The following is a 20226-nucleotide window of genomic DNA, read 5'->3' as shown; positions in this document are numbered from 1 at the left end:
ACACTAGACTGGTGGGGTAACATAAGGTGAGGTTTTATTGGGAGCAGTAAGATAAGTCCAGCAAGCTGAAATTGCCTTACTGCTCCCGGAATGCTGGCCGTATCGGTTCCCCACCCCACGCTAAAATTCCCGCTCTACCGCATCAGGACGAAATCTCCCTTCACGTAGCGGGTAGACCCATCGGTCAGTAGCACCTCCGCCTGGTAAACGTAAACGGCACTCGGAGCACGTTGGCCGTTGAGCATTCCATCCCAACCTTCCGTCCCCTGGTACACCATAACTCCCCAGCGATTATAGATCTGGAAAGTAAGCAGAGACTCCACGGCGGGACCAAGGCCCAACTGATAGATTTCGTTCATCCCGTCTCCGTTGGGGCTGAAGGCAGTAGGACCGTAAACCGGCGTCCGTTCATCCACCGTAACGTCAACGGTTTGGACGAAAGTGCAGCCCGGTTCCGTAATCAGGGTCAGGGTGTAAACCGTACTCTGCAGTGGTCGAATACTGGTGGCCTGCCCACCTACACTACCGACTCCAATGTCCGGACTCCACCAAAAAGTATCGACGCCAACGCTGATGTTGGGGTCGAGTACCAGACTGTCTCCCAGCAGTATGGTGGTATCGGCGGGGAGGTTGAATTCCGGGCGAATGGCGGGTGGGATAAAGACCCGGACCTCAGCGGAACAGTCCGTGGCATCCTGCACCATAATATCCACGATACCCGGCTCCAGTTGGAAATCGGCGATCTGTTCTACGGGGAGAAAGAAGGAGCCGTCCACACTCATCTCGTAAAAACCGTTACCGCCAAAAATCGTGTCCACTTCAAGTCCGCCCAGCCCACCGATACAGTCGGGTGCCAGTGGGGCAAAGCGCGCGATGAGGGGGGTACGACCGCGGAGCATCACGGAGTCAATGTAGGTGCAGCCGTCGGCGTCCGTGGCCGTTACGGCGTAGGTGCCCGGAAGTAAGTTTAGATTAGTCGGTACGTCGCGATCATTGCTCCAGGCAAAAGTGTAGGGCTCTACCCCACCACTGAGGGTCACCCTTGCCCTACCCAGCGTATCGACGCAAAAATCTCCCGGGTCGGTCAGTACTTCTACCTCACCGGAAAGGTCATTGACGACTACGGAAGAACTTCCCGCAAAACCCGCCGGACAACCACCGATGCCCGCATCAATGAGTTGATAGCTGGTGGAGGCATCGGGGAATAGGGTTACCCGACTACCGTTCCTCAACCCGTTGAGGTTTTGGGTCCGGCCGAAACCGTCTCGCAGTACGGCGTTTACGCTGCCGGGGCCATCGTAGGTAAACCGCAGGTCAATGCTATCCCCCGGGCAGATTTCAAAATCTCCAAAGAGGCGAACTTCTCCGGTTCGGCGGAAATTGACGTTCACGAAGACCAAAGAGTCGCAGCCGTTGGCTGCCTGACCGGGCAGCACCGCCAGACCACTGCTGACTTCATCCGTAAAGAATCGATCGCCGTAGAAGATGGTGTCGCCGGCGCAAGCCCCGGTAGAAAACTCCCCGAGTGCTTCGGGAGGAAAGTCCAGGCGAACGTACACGACGCTGTCACAATCTCCCGGTCGAGGGTAACGCACCAGGCCTTCCGGACGATTGGCGTCAAACTCTTCTCCGTTCTCCGTGTAGGTTGATCCGGGGCAGGTGAAGACCACCGAAGTATCCGGACGGTTACCGGCATTGAAGGTCAGGTCCACCAGGAACCGCTGGCCGCAGAGGCTACCGTCGTCCACGAAAAAGGTATCTGAAGGAAAGGTGGGCGTAAAGAATCGACCGGCGATCTCCACCGAATCCACTCCGCAGTAGGTTTCCGTACGCAGAATGGTGTCCTCACGGCTAAGGTCAAGTGGAAAATTGACGGCCAGCGGAAACTGGCAGCGGGCGTCAAACAACTGAAATAGAGTTACCGTAGCCGCGGTATCGGCCACGTCACCCGGAGCGATCCGCAGGGTATCCGTATTCGTGAAAAAATCCAGGGGGAAGGTATCCCGTATCCCCGACGGGTATTCCAGATAATATTGCAGGACAAAGGGGGCCTGACCGGAAAAACGCAACGGGATTTCCAGACTATCCTGACCGCAGGTTGGCAGCGAGGAGGGGGTATTCAATAATCGCGGCCGATCATCGATTTCGTTGACCTGAATGCTCGTGTCCACCATACAACCCAGGGCATCTTCCACCGAAACGGCGTACAAGCCGGGAGTGACGGGAAATACCGTGTCACGGTCGTCGGGTAAGGCCGGGTCACTCCAGCGTAAGGTGTAGGGGGCCTGCCCTCCCGTGATCCCGGCAACGATACGTCCCGTAGTGGCGCAGGTGATGGGAAGGGTATCCAGGCTCACCGCCAAATCACAACCGACGGCGTTGATGGTAAAAGAGCAGGCCGTCGATCGGCATCCGTTGGCGTCAATTGCGACCGCCTGATAAAGCCCCTCCGGGAGGTTTCGGAGGGTATCCTGCCCGGCCTGAATTCCACTGAATACCTCCGTGCTGGCGTTTACCGTCACTTCAATGCGGTAGGGACCCAGGCCATCGGACGTGGTCACGGCCACGCTGCCCAACATTCCGGCGAAGGCGTCCACCGTATTGCCGCAGACCAGACTCGGCTGCCCGCCGTCGGGGAGGTCCACCCGGGCCGTGTCCATGCATCCACTCGCGTCGGTAATCTCCACGCCGTAGGTACCGGCAATCAGATCCGTGAGGGTAGCAACGCCGACATCCGCCGGGATGCTGGCGGCGGGAGGGAATTCAATCCAGCGGTAGTCGTAGGGCGCCGTTCCACCACTAGCACTCACCGTGATGCTGCCATCGTTACCGCCGGTGCAGGTTACGGGGACGATGGTCTGATCCGCCGGCGGGAGGGTAAGCGAAGGAGCCGGAGAAGAAACGATGGGGATGAAGGTAGTATCCAGAGCACAGCCCAATTGGTCCGTGATGTAAACGTAATAGTTGGCGGTCCCATCTCCTCCGGAAAGGCCCGTAAAGGTAAAGGACTCTCCTTCGTCCCGGTTGGGACTCATGGCCAGTTCCGCGTCCGTATTGGCGTCGTGGAGGAAGGCCCGGAAGGGCGGCGTTCCGCCGCCGCTGGGTGTAACGATGATGAAGCCATCCGACTGACAGGGGGAGGTCATAAAGTCCCCCGCTACATCGTAGGTGGGTAAGCCCGGATTGCTGACCGTAATCGGACCGGCCATCTCGGGCGGGCAACCACTCATGTCGCTCACCGCCACAAAATACGAGCCGGGCGGTAGCGGTCCGGCCTCCTGCTGGCCGTTGAAAATCTCAATGCCGTTTCCGCCGCCCCACTGGGTCATGATGGCGCCCTCATTTCCACCGATGGTGAGCCGGATGATTACGTTATCCGAACCGGTACAATCGCTGGTCAGGAGTTGGGTCTCCAGAATGTTTAGGGGGCAGGCATCCAGGATGATGTTTCGACTACATTGTTCGGTCTGCCCGAAGAAATCCGTAACCGTAATGGTGTACTGCCCGACGGGCAGATTGGGGAAAGTGTGGGTTCCGCGATCGAGGTTGGGGAAGGTGCTCGTATTACCGTTCTGATCGGACAATACGACGGTGAAGGGCTCCGCCCCATCGTCAATTTGAATCCGGAGGGCTCCGAGTACCGTCGTTCCGTTGCTGTTGTTGAGGACAAAGCAACGCAGGTCGATGGGCTCCACAAACAATACGGTCGTCGTGCAGCTGGCACTGTTACATCCGTTGGTGTCTTCTACCGAAAATGAGTAATCTCCGGGCAATAGGTTATCGATTAAAACCGTGCGACTTGAGGTGGTCACGGCACCTGCGTCCGCGCCACTATACGAAACGATAAAGGGAGGATTACCCTCAGCAATTGTAATGCTCACGGCTCCATCGGCGGCCATCGGGCCACTTGCTCCCCGCACCGTAGTGCAACTGATGGACACAGAATCCGCCGCCGGTACGCTGACGGCTACCGGTAATGCACAACCGTTCGCGTTGGTGACGGTAAGGTTGTAAGATCCGGCGGCAAGTCCCGTTCTTTCGTCCTGTCCGTCAAAGGTCTCGCCGGGCCAATCGTAATCGAAGGGTCCGTTGCCCGCAGGCGTAACCAGTATTTCGCCATCATCCACGTCCGGACAACTCGTCGGACTCACCTGAGTATTGGCCGTCGGGCCGCGATCAAACGCAAGCGGAACCTCCACAATATTCCCCTGACAGGTTCCCAGTCCGGCCCGCGCGAAAACGCTCTGGTCACTGCCGGAGTAGGCCGTCGGGTCGGAAATTTCGTTAGTTGCTCCCGAATCGGTGAAGTAAGTAACCGGAGCTCCGCCGCCAATTTCATCGTCAAGCGTTCGAAGATTGAAGGTGCCAAAACCCGTGAACGAAGGGTCACAGGCCACGGCCGGCATGGAGGGAGGAGTGGCCACGTTAGCCTCGTCCGGAAAATTGATTACCAGACGCCCCACCGTAATGCAGAGATTTTCCTGGTAAATCAGGCGGGCATAAAGCGTATCCGAAGCATTGGTGGGGCCAGCATACGAGCTCAGGGCATTGGAATTGCCCTCCGCTTCCACCGCACTGTTGTGAAAGGAAATACTGAGAATGTTATTCGGGTATAACTGACGGGCAAGATCGAGGTCAAAAGGAGGATCGACCGTCGGTCCCTGGTTGCAAATACTCAGGGTGGTATCCAGGGGCGGACAGGTCTGCGGGAGCACCGGAAAATCACAGTTCAGGTTCCCTACTTCGTTCAGTCCGACGATGTAGTAGGTGCCATCAGCCGGATCAATTTCCTGAGTGTTGTAGGTGAAACCCCGCAGTCCGCAAAAGGAAACCACCGTGATGGTGCGCAGCGGGTTTCCGCTTCCCGGAGGCCCGTTGGCGAAGGCACCGGCGGTGCGTTCACAGGCGTTCTGGAGGACGTAGATGGGCACACCGGCTTCACAGAGGTTGCTAAAATCGGTGTCCAGTACATCGGCCGTAACGGTAGTCCCCGTGATGAAGGCCACCACGACGGCGTTGGGGGGAATCATGTCTCCCGGCCCTAAGGGTATTACGTTATCGCAGCCGGGCAGGGCGGTTACCGTGGGCTCCTGGAAGGTGCATCCGAGAGGGTCCCCATTCAGGTCAACACCAATGTCGGCATTATCCGGACCGAATCCATTGAAGGGAAGATCAAGCCCGATCTCATTCACCGGAATTGGCACCAAACCACTGCGCATCACCAGGATTTCGGACTCGACGTCCAGATTGGAGCCATTCGGATTGGGGTGCTCAATACAGCTGTTAATCATGGCCAGTTCCGGGGTCAGGCACTGGCCCGCTATTTCAAAAGGAAACAGCCAAAAGATCAAATAAAACAGGAACGATGCACGAGTTAACATCGGCAAGCGGTGCTGCAATGAGCTACGGGTCATTCTAGTAAGTGGTGTGTGGGGTTTGCGTCGTCCGGTCGTCCTAAAAACATGAAACCATAATCACAGCCAAGACAGATTTGGGCCAATCAATAAGTAGAACTGATTACGGTTCGGATTATTGGCTAAAGATCACATATACCCCGTTAAAAACCCCCGCAATGCGAAATTTTCTGATTTCCGGGTCTTCGGCCCTCAATTTTGCCCGCTCATCCCCGCAAATTGTCAATCAGGAATGACTAAAAAGATTTCGCCGTACTAACGGATGAGGACCACTCCGCCCTTGAAGGCCTGCTCATCTCCACCAACGTCCGTGAAGCTGACGTCCCACAGGTACCCTCCTCCGGGACTATCCGAACCCTTATACCGACCGTTCCAGCCAATCTCGGGTTCGTTGGAGGCAAACACCAGTTCCCCCCAGCGATTCCAGACCCGAAACTGATAGTTCGTGGCACCAAAGAGGACGCCCTCGGGGAGGAAAATGTCGTTGAGGCCATCTCCATTGGGCGTGAAGGCATTGGGCATGAAGAAGGAGTTACGAAGCTTAAGCTTGATTTCCTGCGTCAGGGTATCGACACAACCACTGGGGTGGGTAACGAACTGGGAGATGAGGTAGGTGGAAGAATCGCGCAAACGGAAGTCGAAATCTGGGGTAGGCGTGGTGAATACTTGTTCCCCCATGGAGTTCACAATCTGATACCGCAGCTGCGTGGCTCCGCGGCTTCGGTCAAAGACCCGGAAGTCCGGAAACAAGTTGGTAACCTCATCCGGCGTCCAGAAGAAGTCTGCTTCGGGGGCTTCCCGGACGTCGACCAGACGCTGAAAAACGGTATCCACAAAGCATCCGGTCGGACTGGTGATCCCCAGATACACGTCGTAAACGCCGCGAGATTCGTAGACGTGGGTAGGGCTGGCGACGTCGGCCGTTCCGCCATCCCCGAACTCCCACTCAAAGGTGTAAGTATCGTCGATCGGTCGACTGCGGTTAATGAATTCTTTGGTGTAGGGTACGCAACCAAAACCGTCTTCCGGCTCGATGATGATCGTTCGCGGACTCGGGAAATAGGGCACCTGATTGGTCACCGAGGCCGTGCAGCCGTTGTCGTCGGTAATGGTCAGCTGGACGGGAAAATCTCCCGGGATCAGATACTGGTGTACGGGGTTTTGCCGGGTAGCTCCGGTGGAGCCATCGGCGAAGTCCCACGACCAGCTGACAATCTGGTTCGTTCCGGCGGTAGTGGACATATCCGTGAACTCCACGGGTTCATCATCACAGCCTACCTCAGTGGCCTCAAAGATGGCCTCAGCTTCGGGGAAGACACCCAAAAGGAATTCCGCCGTATCCCGGCAATTTTCGGCAAAGGAACCCCGGTTGAGGATCATGATTCCCTCGTACACCCCAACATCGTTAATCGTGGAGGTAAAGTCCCGGTTGGAACCGGTGATGAGTCCACTAGGGCCCATCAGTTCCCAATCGTACTCCGTGATGAAGTTGACGTTGGTACTTTCGTTGATGATGGTATTCGTACCGGGGCCACACTGACGGATGAAGAAGCGTCCCTGGTCGTCCAGTTCCGTTTCCAGCAAATCGGCGTTCACCTGATTACCGCAGAGGCTTACGTTCAGCTGAAATTCCCGCTTGGTTTCACTCAGCAGAATAGGATTTGGGCCGCGGGTCCATTCCTCCACGCACACGCCCAACACAAAGGTTCCCCGGAAAATGGGCTCTCCGGCCAGTAAGCCCGTGAGGGAATCGATGGTCAGCGTACTCCCGACCCCGAGCTGGTCAAAAATGGAGAATTGCGGCCCCCGGAAAACGATCGGCGTGTAGGGGGGAGGAGACTCGATTCTAGGAACTATATCGTCAAAAGTAGTCGTGGTTTGTGCATTAGGCGGCCCCGGGTCAGTCCCTCCTCCAAGCAGGGGAAAGCAAAATTTATAGGCCAGACTATCGCCATTGGCGTCGGTGGCCCCCAGGTCAATCTGGAAGGGCTCATTGACGCAGATCGCGATGGGTGGATCGATGTTAAAACGGGGGCTGGTGTTACAGAGTTCCTGCGCCTCCGGGGTGATGTCAATAAAGTAGGTAGTGCCGCGCTGGCCGCTGTTGGTCATATTGGTAATGGAACTGTTACGGCAACAGCGCTGATAGACCAGGGTGTAGGTCTCGTCGACTACGGGAAGCTCGACGGTAAATTCGTAGATACCGATTTGCTGGCAGATTTCGTCCGAAATCACTAAGCATGGATTCCCCAGGTTGATGTCCACTGGTCGCCAGGAATCTAACTCGATTAGGAAGGTTTCTTCAATGGGGTTTGGAGTACCACTCCGATAAATTGATATATGGGCTGCAGGGCTGGCTTCCCCGTTTGGCCCCATCCCAGCGGGGTCGCCGTCAAACCAGGCGTTACCGGTATTCCCCTCCACTACGCAATCCCGATACATATTGATCCGGATTTGGTAGACTTTAATTCCCGAGAGGGTATCCCCGTTGAGGAAGCCCAGGCACTCATAGCTGAATTCTCCCCCCACGATGTGGTCAGCTAACGCCTTTTGGGGAAGGAAAAACAGAGCAACAAACGCAAGTAGGATGACTTTATGGAAAAACTTGCTCGGTATCAATCTTAAAAATTTAGGATGGGTACAATCTGAACGGCAAAATACAGTTTCCTAGTCTGAATGCAGTTCTTTTATCCAGGGTTCAGGAAGAAAGTCAAACCGCTTGTCGGTCAGACGTCTCCAAACCGATAAAAGGTTGGTATTCTCTCCCTTAGTGGAGAATCGTAGTCCTGAAAATTAAAGCGTTTCGCGACCGACCGGGGGTTTCCCCCAACGGGTCATGAGATGACTCACGAAGTATTTGAAACCGCTACCGGCCCCGATTGGGCCGGGGTCTTTACCAAAAAGAATGAACATCAGGACTAACCCACTACCCGAGATGCACCATCCGCTGCCACCGCGTGGCACCAAGGCCCTGTCGACCTTACACACCGGTGGTCTGCTGCTCCTGCCCACCGCGAACCTGTGGCAGCTCACCGCCCACGTGCAACTTCCCACGGCGGTCGACAAACTCTTTGCCGCCTGCCCGCCCTCCCGCATCAACCGCCCCGAGCTGATCTTCGGTGATCAGGAAACCCTGCGCGAATGGTGCCCCATGATCCACCCCCGACTGGATACGCTGCTGGCCTACCATCGCCGTCCCCTGACCCTTCTGGTTCCCGCCGGAAGACGGGTACCGCTGGCCATGATTGATAAGAACGGAGAAGTGGCCGTCCGACTGGCCATGGACAGTTTCTGTTACCGGATATGTGAAGATTTGGAGGTACCCCTCGTCGCTTGCCTGGCCCTCGGCCAGGGAGCCACCGAACTGCCCACGAGATTCGGGCGAATCCGGTCCGACGTACTGCGGGCGGCCAACTACACCCTTCCCCGTCGTCAACGGGACGAAATCGGGCAATACCCCGCCGTGCGGGCCCGGGTGAATGCCCTGGAAGAAATTGAGTTTATCCGCTGATTACCAGCGCTTTCCGAAATGGAAGTTAACGAAGAGGCTTAAGAACAGCGGACTGTTAGACACACCCGGCGTAAGGTCACTTTCGATCATGATGTCCGTGTTGCCGAGGAAGAAGTCCGCCATCAGTCCGGTTTCCAGAAGTTTGGCCGACTCTTCGTAGGCTCCGAAGCCGAAGTGAGCGGCGATTTTGGCGTGGATTCCGGGGCGGAAGGCAATTTCATCGATGCCCACCGTCCAGGCACTGGCCCCGAAGATGCGATCCTGGTTAAGGAACTCGGCGGTGTTTTCCCCCGTGTGGCGGATGTCGACGATGGTTCCGGGCCGGCCGGGTTCGCCGGCGTCCACTTCCAGATAGTAGGGTTTCAGCAGGCCAAGGGTCGGGCCGAATTCGTAGGAATACCCTACGGCTACTCCCCGTTCCCGCGCTTTCTCGCTCAGGTACGTCCGTTGTCCGAACCCCACCCGCAGAGCGTAGAGTTGGTTCTGCTTGCCAAACACGTAGGCGCGGCTGACGCGGTTGGTCGCCAGGTTGATGCGGTCGGGATTTTCGCGACGCTCCCGGGAATGGCGAATGTCGCCAAACGAGGCCGTCCAGTACCGCATTTTATCGTAGGTGATCAGCTTGCCCGAACGCACCCCGAAGAAGAAATTACGGGGCGTAGCCAGCCCGGCGTAAAAGGTCAGTTCGTGGTCATAGACGATTCCTACGCCACCGGCATCGTAGATGTTCTGGTTGCCCGGAAGTTGCTGCTGGGCGGAGGCCCAGGAGGACAGGAAAAGCAGGAAGAAGAGGGCAGTAAGGAATCTCATCATGATACTAAGATAAGCGACACGAAGAAAAGACAGGAAAACGGGCACTATTGTTGTGGAGATATTTCGCCGGAAGGGAAAAATCCGCCGGTCCGTCCGGAATTTTACCTTTGTGGTGAGCTGATGGCTTGGGCAACGCGTGCAGGTGCCATGGTATCGGGAGAGGAGCAGGCTTGATTGGCCACACTTCCCGGCCGCCGGAAGGTACGTTGCACCCGCACCGGCTGAACCGAGTATTTCGTTACCCTGCACACACCGTGGCCTGATCAACCCACATTTTCTTCACCAACGCTTCCCGATGCGCGAGTCCACCGTTGCCCTACTGAGTACGCACCGTCATCCGAGGTTACGGTACGTGATTCGGGAACTGACCGGAGTCACCGGGCACCGGTTTCGGCTCTTTACCCAGGAAGAACAATGGAGGGCCGCCAAGGTGGATTACCGCTGCTGCTACGGACTTTCCCGGCCCGCCGTTCCCAGCCTGCCGGCCAACGATTTCCTGAGCGGAAAGCTTCCCAAAAAAGAAGACCTACTGGTAAAAGTTGACGACGGATTGCCAGTATTTTTCACCGATCCCAGCGGAATCCCCGATCTCCTGTCCTGCATCTTTTTTGCCCTCAGCCGCTACGAAGAATACGGCCCCGGCCCCCGTGATGGGCACGGTCGGTTTACGGCGGCCGATTCCCACGCCCAGCGGTGGGGCTACCTTCCAAGGCCCGTCGTGGCGGAATGGGCCGAACGATTGATTACCGTCATCACCGGAAAAACATCCCCACAATCTCCCAACGACTGGTCGCTTCAACTTACCTACGACGTAGACATTCCCTGGGCCTGGCAGCATCGTGGGTGGCGGGGCGTTGCCGCTGGATTACGCGACCTCCTCACCGGCCACTGGCAGCGCGCCCGCAACCGCTTCTTCGGCACCAACACCCACGACCCGTACTGGACCTTCGAACAATTGGAAAATTTGCACCGGGAGCACGGGCTGGGCGTGCTTTATTTCTGGCTACTGTCGGAAGGCAAGAACCGCCATGATCCCAATACATTTCCCATTCCTGCCGCCCAAAGGGACTTAATCCGACAGCTGAGCCAACGGCAGGTCTGTGGCATCCACCCCAGCTACGAAGCCAGCGACCGCCCCCCCCTGCTTGATCAGGAACGTGCTCGCCTGGAAGAAATTACGGGCAAAACGATCACTCGCAGTCGGCAGCACTTCCTCCGTTTTCGGCTCCCCGATACCTACCGGCAGTTATACCACGCCGGCATTCAGCACGATTACTCCATGGGTTACGCCGACGCCATCGGTTGGCGGGCGGGCACGAACCGCCCCTTTTACTGGTACGATCTGGACCGGGAAGGTGTCACGGGTTTTCGCGTCCATCCCTTCGGGGCCATGGAGGTGACCCTGAAGCAATACCTGGACCTGGGACCGCGTGAGGCCAAAGCCGAAATACTGGCCCTGGCCGCGGCTACCCTCCCCTACGGAGGTCCCTTCACGCTGCTGTGGCACAACAGCAGCTTTTCTGCTGCCTACGGCTGGCGGGGATGGTGGGAAATGTACCAGCAGCTCGTGGCTGAACTACTGGACCTCCGAAGTTCGGCTACTTAAGTACGAACAAGTCCTTGACCCCGGGATACCGCGCCACGTTAAAGCCCTCGGCCAGTTCGAAGCCCGCCTCGCGGCCGAAGCCGCGGGCCTTGGCGCTCAGGAAATCCATGAAGTCCTTCCCGCTGATGGGGGTCTTGGCCTCCTTGGCGTACTCGTTGCTCTCGTGGTCGTTAAACTGGGAGCGATAGCACTGGATGATGGCCATTTTCTTCTCCAGGTAGCCGGTAATGTCCACTACAAAATCCGGTTTCAGGTTCTTATCCTGAATGTAATGGTACACCGCCTGCGGGCGCCACCGTTCCTGCAATTCTCCGTCTTCACCCCGGGTTTCCAGTTTCATCAGCCCACTGTAGAAGCAGGCATCGACCACCAATTTGGCGGCCCGTCCGTGATCCGGATGGCGATCCTCGACGGCATTGGCCAGTACGATTTTAGGACGGCACGCCCGCAGGACACCAATAATCTTGCGGATGTTTTCCTCCGTATTGCGGAACAGGCCGTCCTGCATATCAAGGTTGACCCTGAATTTGGCTCCCATCATTTCGGCGGCATCCAGCGCTTCCTGCGTCCTGATTTCCGCGTTTCCCCGCGTACCCAGTTCTCCCCGCGTAAGGTCGAGCAGTCCTACCGTATAGCCCTGGTCAATGTGGGTAAGTACGGTGCCACAGGAACTGAGTTCAACGTCGTCGGGATGGACGCCAATGGCCAGAATATCTACTTCGGAAATCATGGAAATTGCTCTTTTACGATTGGAGGGGGCGGCCACCAGAGAGTCGCCATTTCGGCAGCCTGATCGGTAAGCCCGGCAAAGAAAAGCATTCCCGGGAGGATAAGTTTATTTCCACCCGAAATCATCTGGCCAAATCCGCGACACAAGCCTTGTACAGCCGACGGCACAAGCGAACGGAAATTTCCACTTCCGTAGTTCGCCAGAAAGTATCTAACTTCCTTTTTGGCTAGCGGGCACGGAAGGCCGCCACGCCGTCGACGTAAGTGGCCAGAATTTCCGTGTCCATAATGTCATCCTCCGGGCAACTCAGCAGGTTCTTCGTCAGTAGGACAAAATCGGCGTCCTTACCCGCCTCCAGTGTTCCCAGTCGGTCTTCCTGGAAAGCGGCGTAGGCACAGGCCCCCGTGTAGCTGTGGAGGGCTTCTTCCCTGGTCATGGACTGCTCGGGGAAAAACACAGCCTTTCCGTCGGCCCGTTTCCGGGTAACGTTGGCGTAGAAGCTTTCGATGGGGTCCACGTCTTCCACTGGGGCGTCCGTACCGTTGGTTACCACCGCTCCGGCATCCAGCAGGCTGCGCCAGGGGTAGGCGCCCTCGCGGGCGCGCTCGGTGCCCAGCCGCGTTTCGGCAAAGAGGGCATCGGAGGTGCAGTGAATACCCTGCATACTGGCAATCACGCCCAGTTCCGCAAAACGGGGAATATCCGCGGGGTCCAGGTGCTGGCTATGCTCGATCCGCCACCGCCGATCATCTTCGGGCTTGACGTATTTGGCCATTAGGCTCAGGGTTTCGCGGTTGGCCTTGTCACCGATCGCGTGCACACACAGCTGCATATCGTTTTCCATCGCCAGTTGGGCGATACTGTCCACGGTTTCCACCAGGGTCGTATTCTGTCCCCGGAATCCCGGATTATCGAAGTAGGGTTCGATCAACCAGGCCCCGTAGGCGCCCAGGGCGCCGTCCAGTTCCGACTTAATCGCCGCACAGGTAAACCGGTCGCCGTAGTGCGGCAGCCCCTCCATGTTGTTGTCCATTTCGTTAATTCGGTGTCGTAGCATGACCCACAACTTCAGGTCGAGGCTATCGGCTTCGTCCAGTTCTTTGTACCATTCAATTTCCCGGTACTTACTGCCCGCGTCCTGAAAGGAGGTAATACCCTTCCGGAGGCATTCTGCCTCCGCTTCCCGAATACCGGCCAGCCATTCTTCCTTGCGTTCTTCGGGGGCCATTTTCTGCACGAAGTCCTGGTAGGCATCGGTGATCAGGTCCATGGCCCGTTCCTCGAATACCCCGATGGGATCTCCGCTTTCGTCGCGGACGATCCGTCCGCCGCGTGGATCAACCGTCTCGCGGGTGACGTTGGCCAGTTCCATTGCTTTGGCGTTGGCGTAGAGGGAGTGCCCGCTGGCGTGGCGCAGGATAACGGGGTTTTCTTCCGTCAATCGGCTTAGTTCGTCGTGGACGGGATAGCCACCTACGCTGTGGTCGTGGGGTTCATCCCATTTTTCCTGATGCCATCCGCGGCCCGTTACCCAGGCACCCGCCGGTAGCTCATTGGCGCGATTAGCCACCATCTGGACGATCTCGTCCCAGTTTTTCGAGCGCAGAAAGTTGAGGTTTCGCAGGCTACTCCCCAGTCCACTGAAGTGGGCGTGCCCCTCAATGAAGCCGGGCATCAGAAACTGCCCCCCGGCATCCACCCGGCGGGTCTCCTCCTGCAGGTGCCCTGACCAGGACGTAGTGTCCTGCCCGACGTACATGATTTGTCCCTGTTTATCGACCAGCATGGCCGTGGCACAGTAATCTTCTCCGGCGGGACGCTCTACCCCGGCACAGTCGAGACCGGTCCATATTTTGGCGTTATACACGAGAAGTCCGGCGGGCTCAATGCCATTGTCGGCTGCTTCGCCACAAGAAAAAAGAAGGGCCAGAAGGGCCAGCCCCGTAATGATTTTATGCATGGATGCGTATGGTTATGGGCCGAGGACGCGCCTCGTTTAATCGTTCAATAAGTCGGCCAGCTCATCCGGTGAAATCACCTGAACCGGGCGGTTAATGCTTTCCTCCAGACTGATGAAAGTTTCCGTTCGCTGGATTCCTTCATACTGCTGAATCCGCTGCAGTACCCGGCGGAGGTGATCGGTATCCCGGCACACGACCTTGAGAAATATGCTGTAGACCCCCGTGGTGTAGTGAGCCGAAACGATTTCCTGAATGCTTTGCAAATACTCCGCCGCCGGCGCATATTCTCCACTACTCTTCAGGTAAACGCCCAAAAAGGCCGTCACGTCGTATCCGAGCTTGGTGTGGTCGACCTCCAGGGTCTGCCCCTTCACAATGCCGGCAGCGATGAGCTTGTTCATCCGCACGTGAATCGTACCGCCGGAAACGAACAATTTTGCGGCCAGGTCCGTGTACGGACGCTTGGCGTTTTCCATCAGGAGGGCCAGAATCTTACGATCCAGGTCATCAAGTTCGTACGGTTTTGCCATGGAAGTGCTTCCTGTAAAGCCGAAAGATAGTGAACCCTACCCTTCTGCAAAAAAGCTAGGGAGTATCCCAGCCGAGCCAGGCATCCCTGACCCGGAAGGGGACTTCGCCGGCCCGGTCCTTTTCCAGTACCATAAGTTCCGTGGTGGGAGCAAGTTGTTCCTCAATGGCCCGACGGACGGCCTCGTCGTAATCCGCCCGGATTTCGGGAGTTTCCATCCAGAGGACCAGGACGATTTTTTGTGGATCGTCTACCCTTCGGTGAGCTTCCGACCAGAACCAGTAGTTCGATTCCGGGCGGTCCTTCGCCCGCTTTTCCAGGTACCATAACCGGATGCGTGACCACCATCTGCGGCGCAGGGAGGCGTCCACAATGCGGATCAGCCGACAGGTATCGTCAAACTTCCGGGCAACGTGATTGGCCAGCTCCCGGGGGCTGCGCCGTTTGGCGAAGTGTTCTTTGCCGGTTCGGGTACTGATCCGGGGTCGGTAGTTCTTGACCTCCATCAGCCATAATTTCCCGTCGGGAGTGAGCGCCAGAAAATCGACGCCCTTCAGTCCGTGCCCACTCAGGCTCTGATAGGCCACCGTATCGTCGTATTTCCGCACGATCCAGTCGTCCGGAAAATCAAACAGCAGGTCACTTTCTTCGTAGGTGGACAAGGAAGGGGGATCATTAGGGATTTCCAAGGTAGGCCTTCCAGTCGGAATATTGGCGGCATTTTTTGGCGTCACCGCAGGTGCAGTGATCACGGAACTGCCGTGCTCAGCCGGGGTGCCATGTTGTTGGGAATGTAGAGACAAGGCATGCCTTGTCTCACAACATCCATAATTCATTGCACCTGCGCGCCGTCGCATTGTCTACCTAAATCGATGATCCCGACGAGTTTTGCTTCGCAGCTCCCTTCGGTGGTCGGATCTCGGGACCATCGCCCGCAGCAACCAGCAACCAGCAACCAGTAACTTCCCATATCCGGTCGGCAGACGAACCAGCTCGTCCCTCGCGTTTCGGCGGACGACCTATCTTCCTCCAGCAACCAGCAACCAGCAACCAAACTAAACCCTATCTTCGAAAATACGTTACGCTAAGCAATGGCCAAGAAGGATAAGAAACAAGGTGAAGACGCGGATTTCGTAAATCCCATCGATGCGGATAAAATTGCCGAAAATCCGCACCTGCTGCCCTACGCCCACGAACGGGGCGGGGCGACGATCAAGCCCGTGGACAAGGGCAAGATCAAGGGCCTCGCCATGACGGCTATGTACGAGCAGACCGACATGCAACTGGACCAGATCAAGGCCCAGATCGAACTTCTCGCCCGCCAGGCCAACGAGATCCAGCACCGGATGACGATTTCCGAGCGCATCTACGAAGCGGAAATGGGCATCGATCCCATTGTGGGGCGCACCTATTACCTCTACGTCCGCAAAAACGGCAAGAGCGTGCTGAGCCTCGTCAGCCCCGCCGAATGGGGCCCCAATCCTCCCTACAACTATATCGCCACTATCAAGCTGCTGGCTGACCGTACGTGGGATATTCTGGAGAGAAGGGAGGATGTTGACCTGTAAAATATGATTACCCCACGTTTCCGATCACCTGCAATTGCGACAGGTCCGGCGTAGGTTTACCCCCCTCGTCCTCGAGCGTGATGGCGAAGGCAGCCACATCGTCGAAGTGGGGGACTTCCAGGAAGGCGCCAGCCGTCAGGTCGAGCGCCAGGACACCCATATCTTTCGGTCCGTCGGCGTCGATGGCCCAGAGTTGATACTGTTTTCCCGCGGGAGGCTCCGGCAGGTTAGCTGCCGCAAAGAGCGTCTTGCGGTCTTCGGGATTATAGTATACGAAGGCCCGGCTGTCGGGTGCGTTGTCCGTGCCGTCCAGCAATACCTGACGGGTAGCGGGGTCCGAGAGGGCCACGATTTGATCACGCGCGGCCGCCAGTCGGGTTTGCTGTTCTCCGCAGTCCTCCTCCAGTTCGATGAATTGCTGCTGCAATTGCCGGTACTGATTCATTTGATCTTGTCCCCGGTTAAAGAGGTAAAATGCGCCAATGGCCAGGATGGCCGTTAGGAGCCAGGGCCCGATCCGCCCCAGACCAAAACCTCCGGCACTACCTACCGGCGGGCTGGGCGGAGGGGTTGCACTGGGCGGATTGCCAATCTTGTCCATCAAGCTATCCAGCATTCCTTCCGGCAGCGGCGAACTGTTTGCCTGAGCGTAGGCCTCCAGGGCCAGCTCAATCTCGTCCATCTCCGCCCGAATTTCCGGATACTGCAGGGCATTAGCTTCCACCTCCCGAGCTTCTTCGGGGCTGAGACGGCCGAGCAAATAGAGCTCGAGAACGCCGGAGGCTATGTACTGCTTGATGTCCAAAACTATTTCGTTAGAATAAAGCTATTTGGGTTAAAAAATGTACCATTACCAACCACACCATCTCGTGCTTCAGCAACTCACGTAACTGAAGGATGGCCCGGCGGGCGCGGGTTTTGACCGTTCCCAGCGGAAGGTCAAGTTCTTTGGCGACTTCGGATTGAGTAAACTCCCGTAAATACAGAAGTTCGATGATGCCCCTACTCTTTTGGTCAAGTTTTGTCAGGAGTCCGCTAACGCCGATTTGATCAATCGATGGGGTCTCACTGTGGGCAACACTATTACTTACGAGAGGAACCAGTGAATCGGTTTTATTTTTTTTACGAAATCCTTTAGAACGCACTTTATCTACGGCCGCATTCCGGGAAATCCGGGCCATCCAGGTAAAGAATCTCGACTTGCTGGCATCGTACTGATCGATGTTATTCCAGACCTTGAGGAGTACGTCATGGAGTACTTCCTCGGCCACTTCGGGCTGATCGATAATTTTACTAATGATGGTCAGTAGAGCTCCACCGTAATGCGTAAACAACTCCTGCATCCCCTCCTGGCGACGTTGCCGAAGCAACGCCAGGACCCGATCTTGCCGGTCGTTGAATACATTAGTTTTTGCCACGATAGTGTCGTACAGGTTCAGTCCCTCAAGACTGGAATGGGTCAAAACTACGTTACATTATTGACATTGCCCTACTGCGACAGCATTTCCTTCTTCTTCGGAAGCAATATGGAAATATGTTTTCCAATTATCGTTATTTTGCCGAACGCTGCGGAAATTTCCGCAGGTATGGCTGACTAATCTCATCCCTTCCATGAAACATTTACTCTCCGGCATTGGTATTGGTCTGGTTTTTCTCGCAGGATGGCTCGTGCTGGCCAGCAGCAACGGTCAGCCCGCGGCTCCGCCCGTTGCGGAGGTAACCACCAACGCGGACGAAGGGCAACTGCCGCAGAAGGTGCGCCCCGTGGACCTGGACCGGCCCTTTGACTTCGCCGGAGAAGCACTCCCGATGGAGAATTTCGACGTACGGGAAAGACTGGACCAGGAATTACTGCGTAACGCGTATTTCCACCGCAACACCCTTTTACTGCTCAAGCGGACGACCCGGTACTTCCCCACCATTGAAAAAATTCTGGCCGAAGAGGGACTCCCCGAAGACCTGAAGTATCTGGCCGTAGCGGAAAGTGGCCTCGATAACGTCACCAGCGTAGCGGGCGCCAAGGGCGTCTGGCAGTTTATGGCCCCCACCGGCCGGGGATACGGTCTGGAAATCAACCAGGAAGTCGACGAGCGCTACCACCTCGAAAAGGCCACCCGGGCGGCCTGTGCCTACATCAAGGATTACCATAAAGAATTCGGGAATTGGCACTGGGTTGCCGCCGCCTACAATATGGGTGGGCCTAACGTCAAAAAATGGCGCAATCGGCAAAACGCCGACGAGTTTTTCGATCTCCACATCAACGCCGAGACCATGCAGTACCTCTTCCGTATCGTGGCGCTGAAAACCATCATGGAGGACCCCGAAAGCTTTGGTTTCGAACTGGACGCCGCTGATTACTACCCCCCACTGGATCAATTCCGAACCATCACGGTGGAGAAAAGCATCTCCGATTTGGGAGCCTTTGCCGAAGCGCAGGGCACCTCCTACCGAATGCTCAAGCTTTACAATCCGTGGCTCATCGACAGCTCCCTCCCCATCAGTAGCGGAAACAGCTACGACATTAAAATTCCGGAATAAGCCGCACCCATTCGGGCCTTTCCTTGTTTCCTTCCGGTAACCCCAAAGCTTCTGCATTTGAAAGCTCAATTGCTCAAACCTTACGCCAACCTGGTTCGCCGGAGGCTGCGCCGCAGCGCCAAGCGCGCCGTGGACAACCAGCTGGATATCCTCACAGATCTGGTCCACACCGCCCGCAACACGGCTTTTGGACAGAACCATGATTTCGGCAACATCAAAAATCATGAAGACTTCCTCCAACGCGTACCCATCGTAGATTACGAGGGCTTTCGGCAATACGCCGATCGCATCAAGGAGGGGGAAGCCGACGTTAGCTGGGTTGGCAAACCAAAATATTTCGCCAAGACCAGCGGCACCACCAGCGGCGTAAAGTACATTCCCCTTACCCGCGAGAGCATTCCCAATCACTTTGGCACGGCCCGTAACGCCCTGTTCAACTACTACGCCGAAACGGGACAAGGGGGCTGGCTCAACGGTAAGATGATCTTCCTGAGTGGAAGCCCGGAAATGAATGACACGAACGGCATTCCAACTGGCCGTCTGAGCGGCATCGTCAACCACCAGGTCCCCGCCTGGCTGCGGACGAATCAGCTACCCTCCTACCCCACGAACTGCATCGAAGACTGGGAAGAAAAACTCGAAGCCATCGTGGCCGAAACGATGCACGCCGACATGCGCCTTATCTCCGGCATTCCGCCCTGGGTGCAGATGTACTACGAACGGTTGCTGGAAAGAACGGGCAAAGAAACCATTCTGGACCTGTTCCCCAACCTGGAAATGTTCGTTTACGGAGGGGTCAACTTTGAGCCCTATCGCCAGAGCCTCGAAAAGTTAGTGGGCGGCCGCATCCCCAGCGTGGAGACCTATCCGGCCAGTGAGGGCTTCATCGCCTTTCAGGATAGCCAGACGGAGGAAGGCCTCCTGCTCAACACCAACAGTGGCATATTCTTCGAATTTATCCCCGCGGGAGAAATTTTTGCGGATAATCCCACCCGCCTGAACCTCAGTCAGGTCACCACCGGCGAAAATTACGCCATCATCCTCAACACCAACGCCGGATTGTGGGGATACAACATCGGCGATACCGTTGAATTCGTGAGCCTCAACCCCTTCCGCATCCGGGTAACCGGTCGGATCAAGCACTACATCAGTGCCTTCGGTGAGCACGTGATCGGCAAGGAAGTCGAAACCGCCCTGCGGTCCATTTCGGACGAATTCCGGGCGGAAGTGACGGAATTTACCGTTGCCCCCCAGGTAAACCCGCCCGCCGGCGGACTTCCGTACCACGAATGGTTCGTCGAGTTCAGTCAGCCGCCCGCCGATCCGGCAACCTACGCGGCGGCCATGGACCGGGCCATGCAGGAACAAAACATTTATTACCAGGACCTCATCAGCGGCGGTATTCTCCGGCCACTGGTCATCACTCCCCTACCCGCAGGCTCCTTCCGGGAGTACATGAAAAGTCAGGGTAAACTCGGCGGCCAGAATAAGGTTCCCCGCCTGAGCAATGACCGTAAAATCGCCGATTGGTTCTCCGCCCACAAAAAATCCTGACC

14 protein-coding genes are annotated in these 20226 nt (G+C 56.7%); 5 read left to right on the top strand and 9 right to left on the bottom strand.

Going from position 1 to position 20226, the window contains the following annotated elements:
- Positions 1 to 134: 134 nt before the first annotated feature.
- Complete coding sequence (locus E1J53_RS14450; protein ID WP_216650053.1) at positions 135 to 5291, bottom strand: gliding motility-associated C-terminal domain-containing protein; 5157 nt, start codon at positions 5289 to 5291, stop codon at positions 135 to 137.
- 378 nt (positions 5292 to 5669) lie between these two features.
- The gene (locus tag E1J53_RS14445) at positions 5670 to 8033 is read right to left on the bottom strand and encodes a PKD domain-containing protein (protein ID WP_134272137.1); all 2364 of its coding nucleotides are present in this window, start codon (positions 8031 to 8033) and stop codon (positions 5670 to 5672) included.
- 286 nt (positions 8034 to 8319) lie between these two features.
- On the opposite strand from E1J53_RS14445, the gene E1J53_RS14440 reads away from it, so the two are divergent.
- A complete protein-coding gene (locus E1J53_RS14440) occupies positions 8320 to 8925 on the top strand; it encodes a Sua5/YciO/YrdC/YwlC family protein (protein ID WP_134272136.1) in 606 nt (201 codons plus the stop codon).
- Here E1J53_RS14440 and E1J53_RS14435 read toward each other — a convergent pair whose 3' ends face one another.
- Entirely contained in the window at positions 8926 to 9738 is an 813-nt protein-coding gene (locus tag E1J53_RS14435; protein WP_134272135.1) for a hypothetical protein, read from the bottom strand.
- A 295-nt stretch (positions 9739 to 10033) separates the two neighbouring features.
- On the opposite strand from E1J53_RS14435, the gene E1J53_RS14430 reads away from it, so the two are divergent.
- Positions 10034 to 11344, top strand: coding sequence for a polysaccharide deacetylase family protein (locus tag E1J53_RS14430; RefSeq protein ID WP_134272134.1), 1311 nt, complete (start codon positions 10034 to 10036; stop codon positions 11342 to 11344).
- On the opposite strand, the gene bshB1 is transcribed toward E1J53_RS14430, so the two are convergent.
- From bshB1 to E1J53_RS14410, 4 genes are all read right to left on the bottom strand, one after another.
- Positions 11337 to 12074: a bacillithiol biosynthesis deacetylase BshB1 gene (gene bshB1 / locus E1J53_RS14425; protein ID WP_134272133.1), complete on the bottom strand. Its 738-nt coding sequence runs from the start codon at positions 12072 to 12074 to the stop codon at positions 11337 to 11339. The two genes, E1J53_RS14430 and bshB1, sit on opposite strands and share 8 nt — an antisense overlap.
- A 226-nt stretch (positions 12075 to 12300) precedes the next feature.
- On the bottom strand, positions 12301 to 14034 hold the full coding sequence (locus E1J53_RS14420) for an amidohydrolase (protein ID WP_134272132.1): 1734 nt from the start codon (positions 14032 to 14034) through the stop codon (positions 12301 to 12303).
- 36 nt (positions 14035 to 14070) lie between these two features.
- Positions 14071 to 14565 carry an Lrp/AsnC ligand binding domain-containing protein gene (locus E1J53_RS14415; protein ID WP_134272131.1) on the bottom strand — a complete coding sequence of 165 codons (495 nt, stop codon included), beginning with the start codon at positions 14563 to 14565 and terminating at the stop codon, positions 14071 to 14073.
- 55 nt (positions 14566 to 14620) lie between these two features.
- Positions 14621 to 15226 (bottom strand): hypothetical protein, encoded by a 606-nt coding sequence (locus tag E1J53_RS14410; RefSeq protein ID WP_134272130.1) that lies wholly within the window; start codon positions 15224 to 15226, stop codon positions 14621 to 14623.
- A gap of 429 nt (positions 15227 to 15655) precedes the next feature.
- On the opposite strand from E1J53_RS14410, the gene E1J53_RS14405 reads away from it, so the two are divergent.
- Positions 15656 to 16132 carry a DUF2452 domain-containing protein gene (locus E1J53_RS14405; RefSeq protein ID WP_134272129.1) on the top strand — a complete coding sequence of 159 codons (477 nt, stop codon included), beginning with the start codon at positions 15656 to 15658 and terminating at the stop codon, positions 16130 to 16132.
- A gap of 7 nt (positions 16133 to 16139) precedes the next feature.
- Here E1J53_RS14405 and E1J53_RS14400 read toward each other — a convergent pair whose 3' ends face one another.
- Both E1J53_RS14400 and E1J53_RS14395 read right to left on the bottom strand, forming a co-directional pair.
- On the bottom strand, positions 16140 to 16937 hold the full coding sequence (locus E1J53_RS14400) for an anti-sigma factor (RefSeq protein WP_134272128.1): 798 nt from the start codon (positions 16935 to 16937) through the stop codon (positions 16140 to 16142).
- 10 nt (positions 16938 to 16947) lie between these two features.
- Positions 16948 to 17550, bottom strand: a complete 603-nt coding sequence (locus E1J53_RS14395) for a sigma-70 family RNA polymerase sigma factor (protein WP_216650052.1) — start codon at positions 17548 to 17550, stop codon at positions 16948 to 16950.
- A 193-nt stretch (positions 17551 to 17743) separates the two neighbouring features.
- Here E1J53_RS14395 and E1J53_RS14390 point away from each other — a divergent pair, with 193 nt between their 5' ends.
- Complete coding sequence (locus tag E1J53_RS14390; protein ID WP_134272126.1) at positions 17744 to 18670, top strand: lytic transglycosylase domain-containing protein; 927 nt, start codon at positions 17744 to 17746, stop codon at positions 18668 to 18670.
- Positions 18671 to 18721: 51 nt separating this feature from the next.
- Positions 18722 to 20224, top strand: a complete 1503-nt coding sequence (locus tag E1J53_RS14385) for a GH3 auxin-responsive promoter family protein (protein ID WP_134272125.1) — start codon at positions 18722 to 18724, stop codon at positions 20222 to 20224.
- The last annotated feature ends 2 nt before the right edge of the window (positions 20225 to 20226 follow it).

The organism is Lewinella sp. W8, assembly GCF_004375085.3.
Classification (GTDB): domain Bacteria; phylum Bacteroidota; class Bacteroidia; order Chitinophagales; family Saprospiraceae; genus Neolewinella.
Note: the sequence above shows the minus strand (reverse complement) of the source record. Positions and strands in the feature narration are given on the sequence as shown.

Bases quoted from the DNA above. Each gene is read 5' to 3' on its own strand.
- bshB1 (WP_134272133.1), bottom strand. From the start codon at position 12,074: ATGATTTCCGAAGTAGATATTCTGGCCATTGGCGTCCATCCCGACGAC.
- E1J53_RS14440 (WP_134272136.1), top strand. From the start codon at position 8,320: ATGAACATCAGGACTAACCCACTACCCGAGATGCACCATCCGCTGCCA.
- E1J53_RS14430 (WP_134272134.1), top strand. From the start codon at position 10,034: ATGCGCGAGTCCACCGTTGCCCTACTGAGTACGCACCGTCATCCGAGG.
- E1J53_RS14435 (WP_134272135.1), bottom strand. From the start codon at position 9,738: ATGATGAGATTCCTTACTGCCCTCTTCTTCCTGCTTTTCCTGTCCTCC.
- E1J53_RS14450 (WP_216650053.1), bottom strand. From the start codon at position 5,291: ATGATTAACAGCTGTATTGAGCACCCCAATCCGAATGGCTCCAATCTG.
- E1J53_RS14390 (WP_134272126.1), top strand. From the start codon at position 17,744: ATGAAACATTTACTCTCCGGCATTGGTATTGGTCTGGTTTTTCTCGCA.
- E1J53_RS14415 (WP_134272131.1), bottom strand. From the start codon at position 14,565: ATGGCAAAACCGTACGAACTTGATGACCTGGATCGTAAGATTCTGGCC.
- E1J53_RS14405 (WP_134272129.1), top strand. From the start codon at position 15,656: ATGGCCAAGAAGGATAAGAAACAAGGTGAAGACGCGGATTTCGTAAAT.
- E1J53_RS14420 (WP_134272132.1), bottom strand. From the start codon at position 14,034: ATGCATAAAATCATTACGGGGCTGGCCCTTCTGGCCCTTCTTTTTTCT.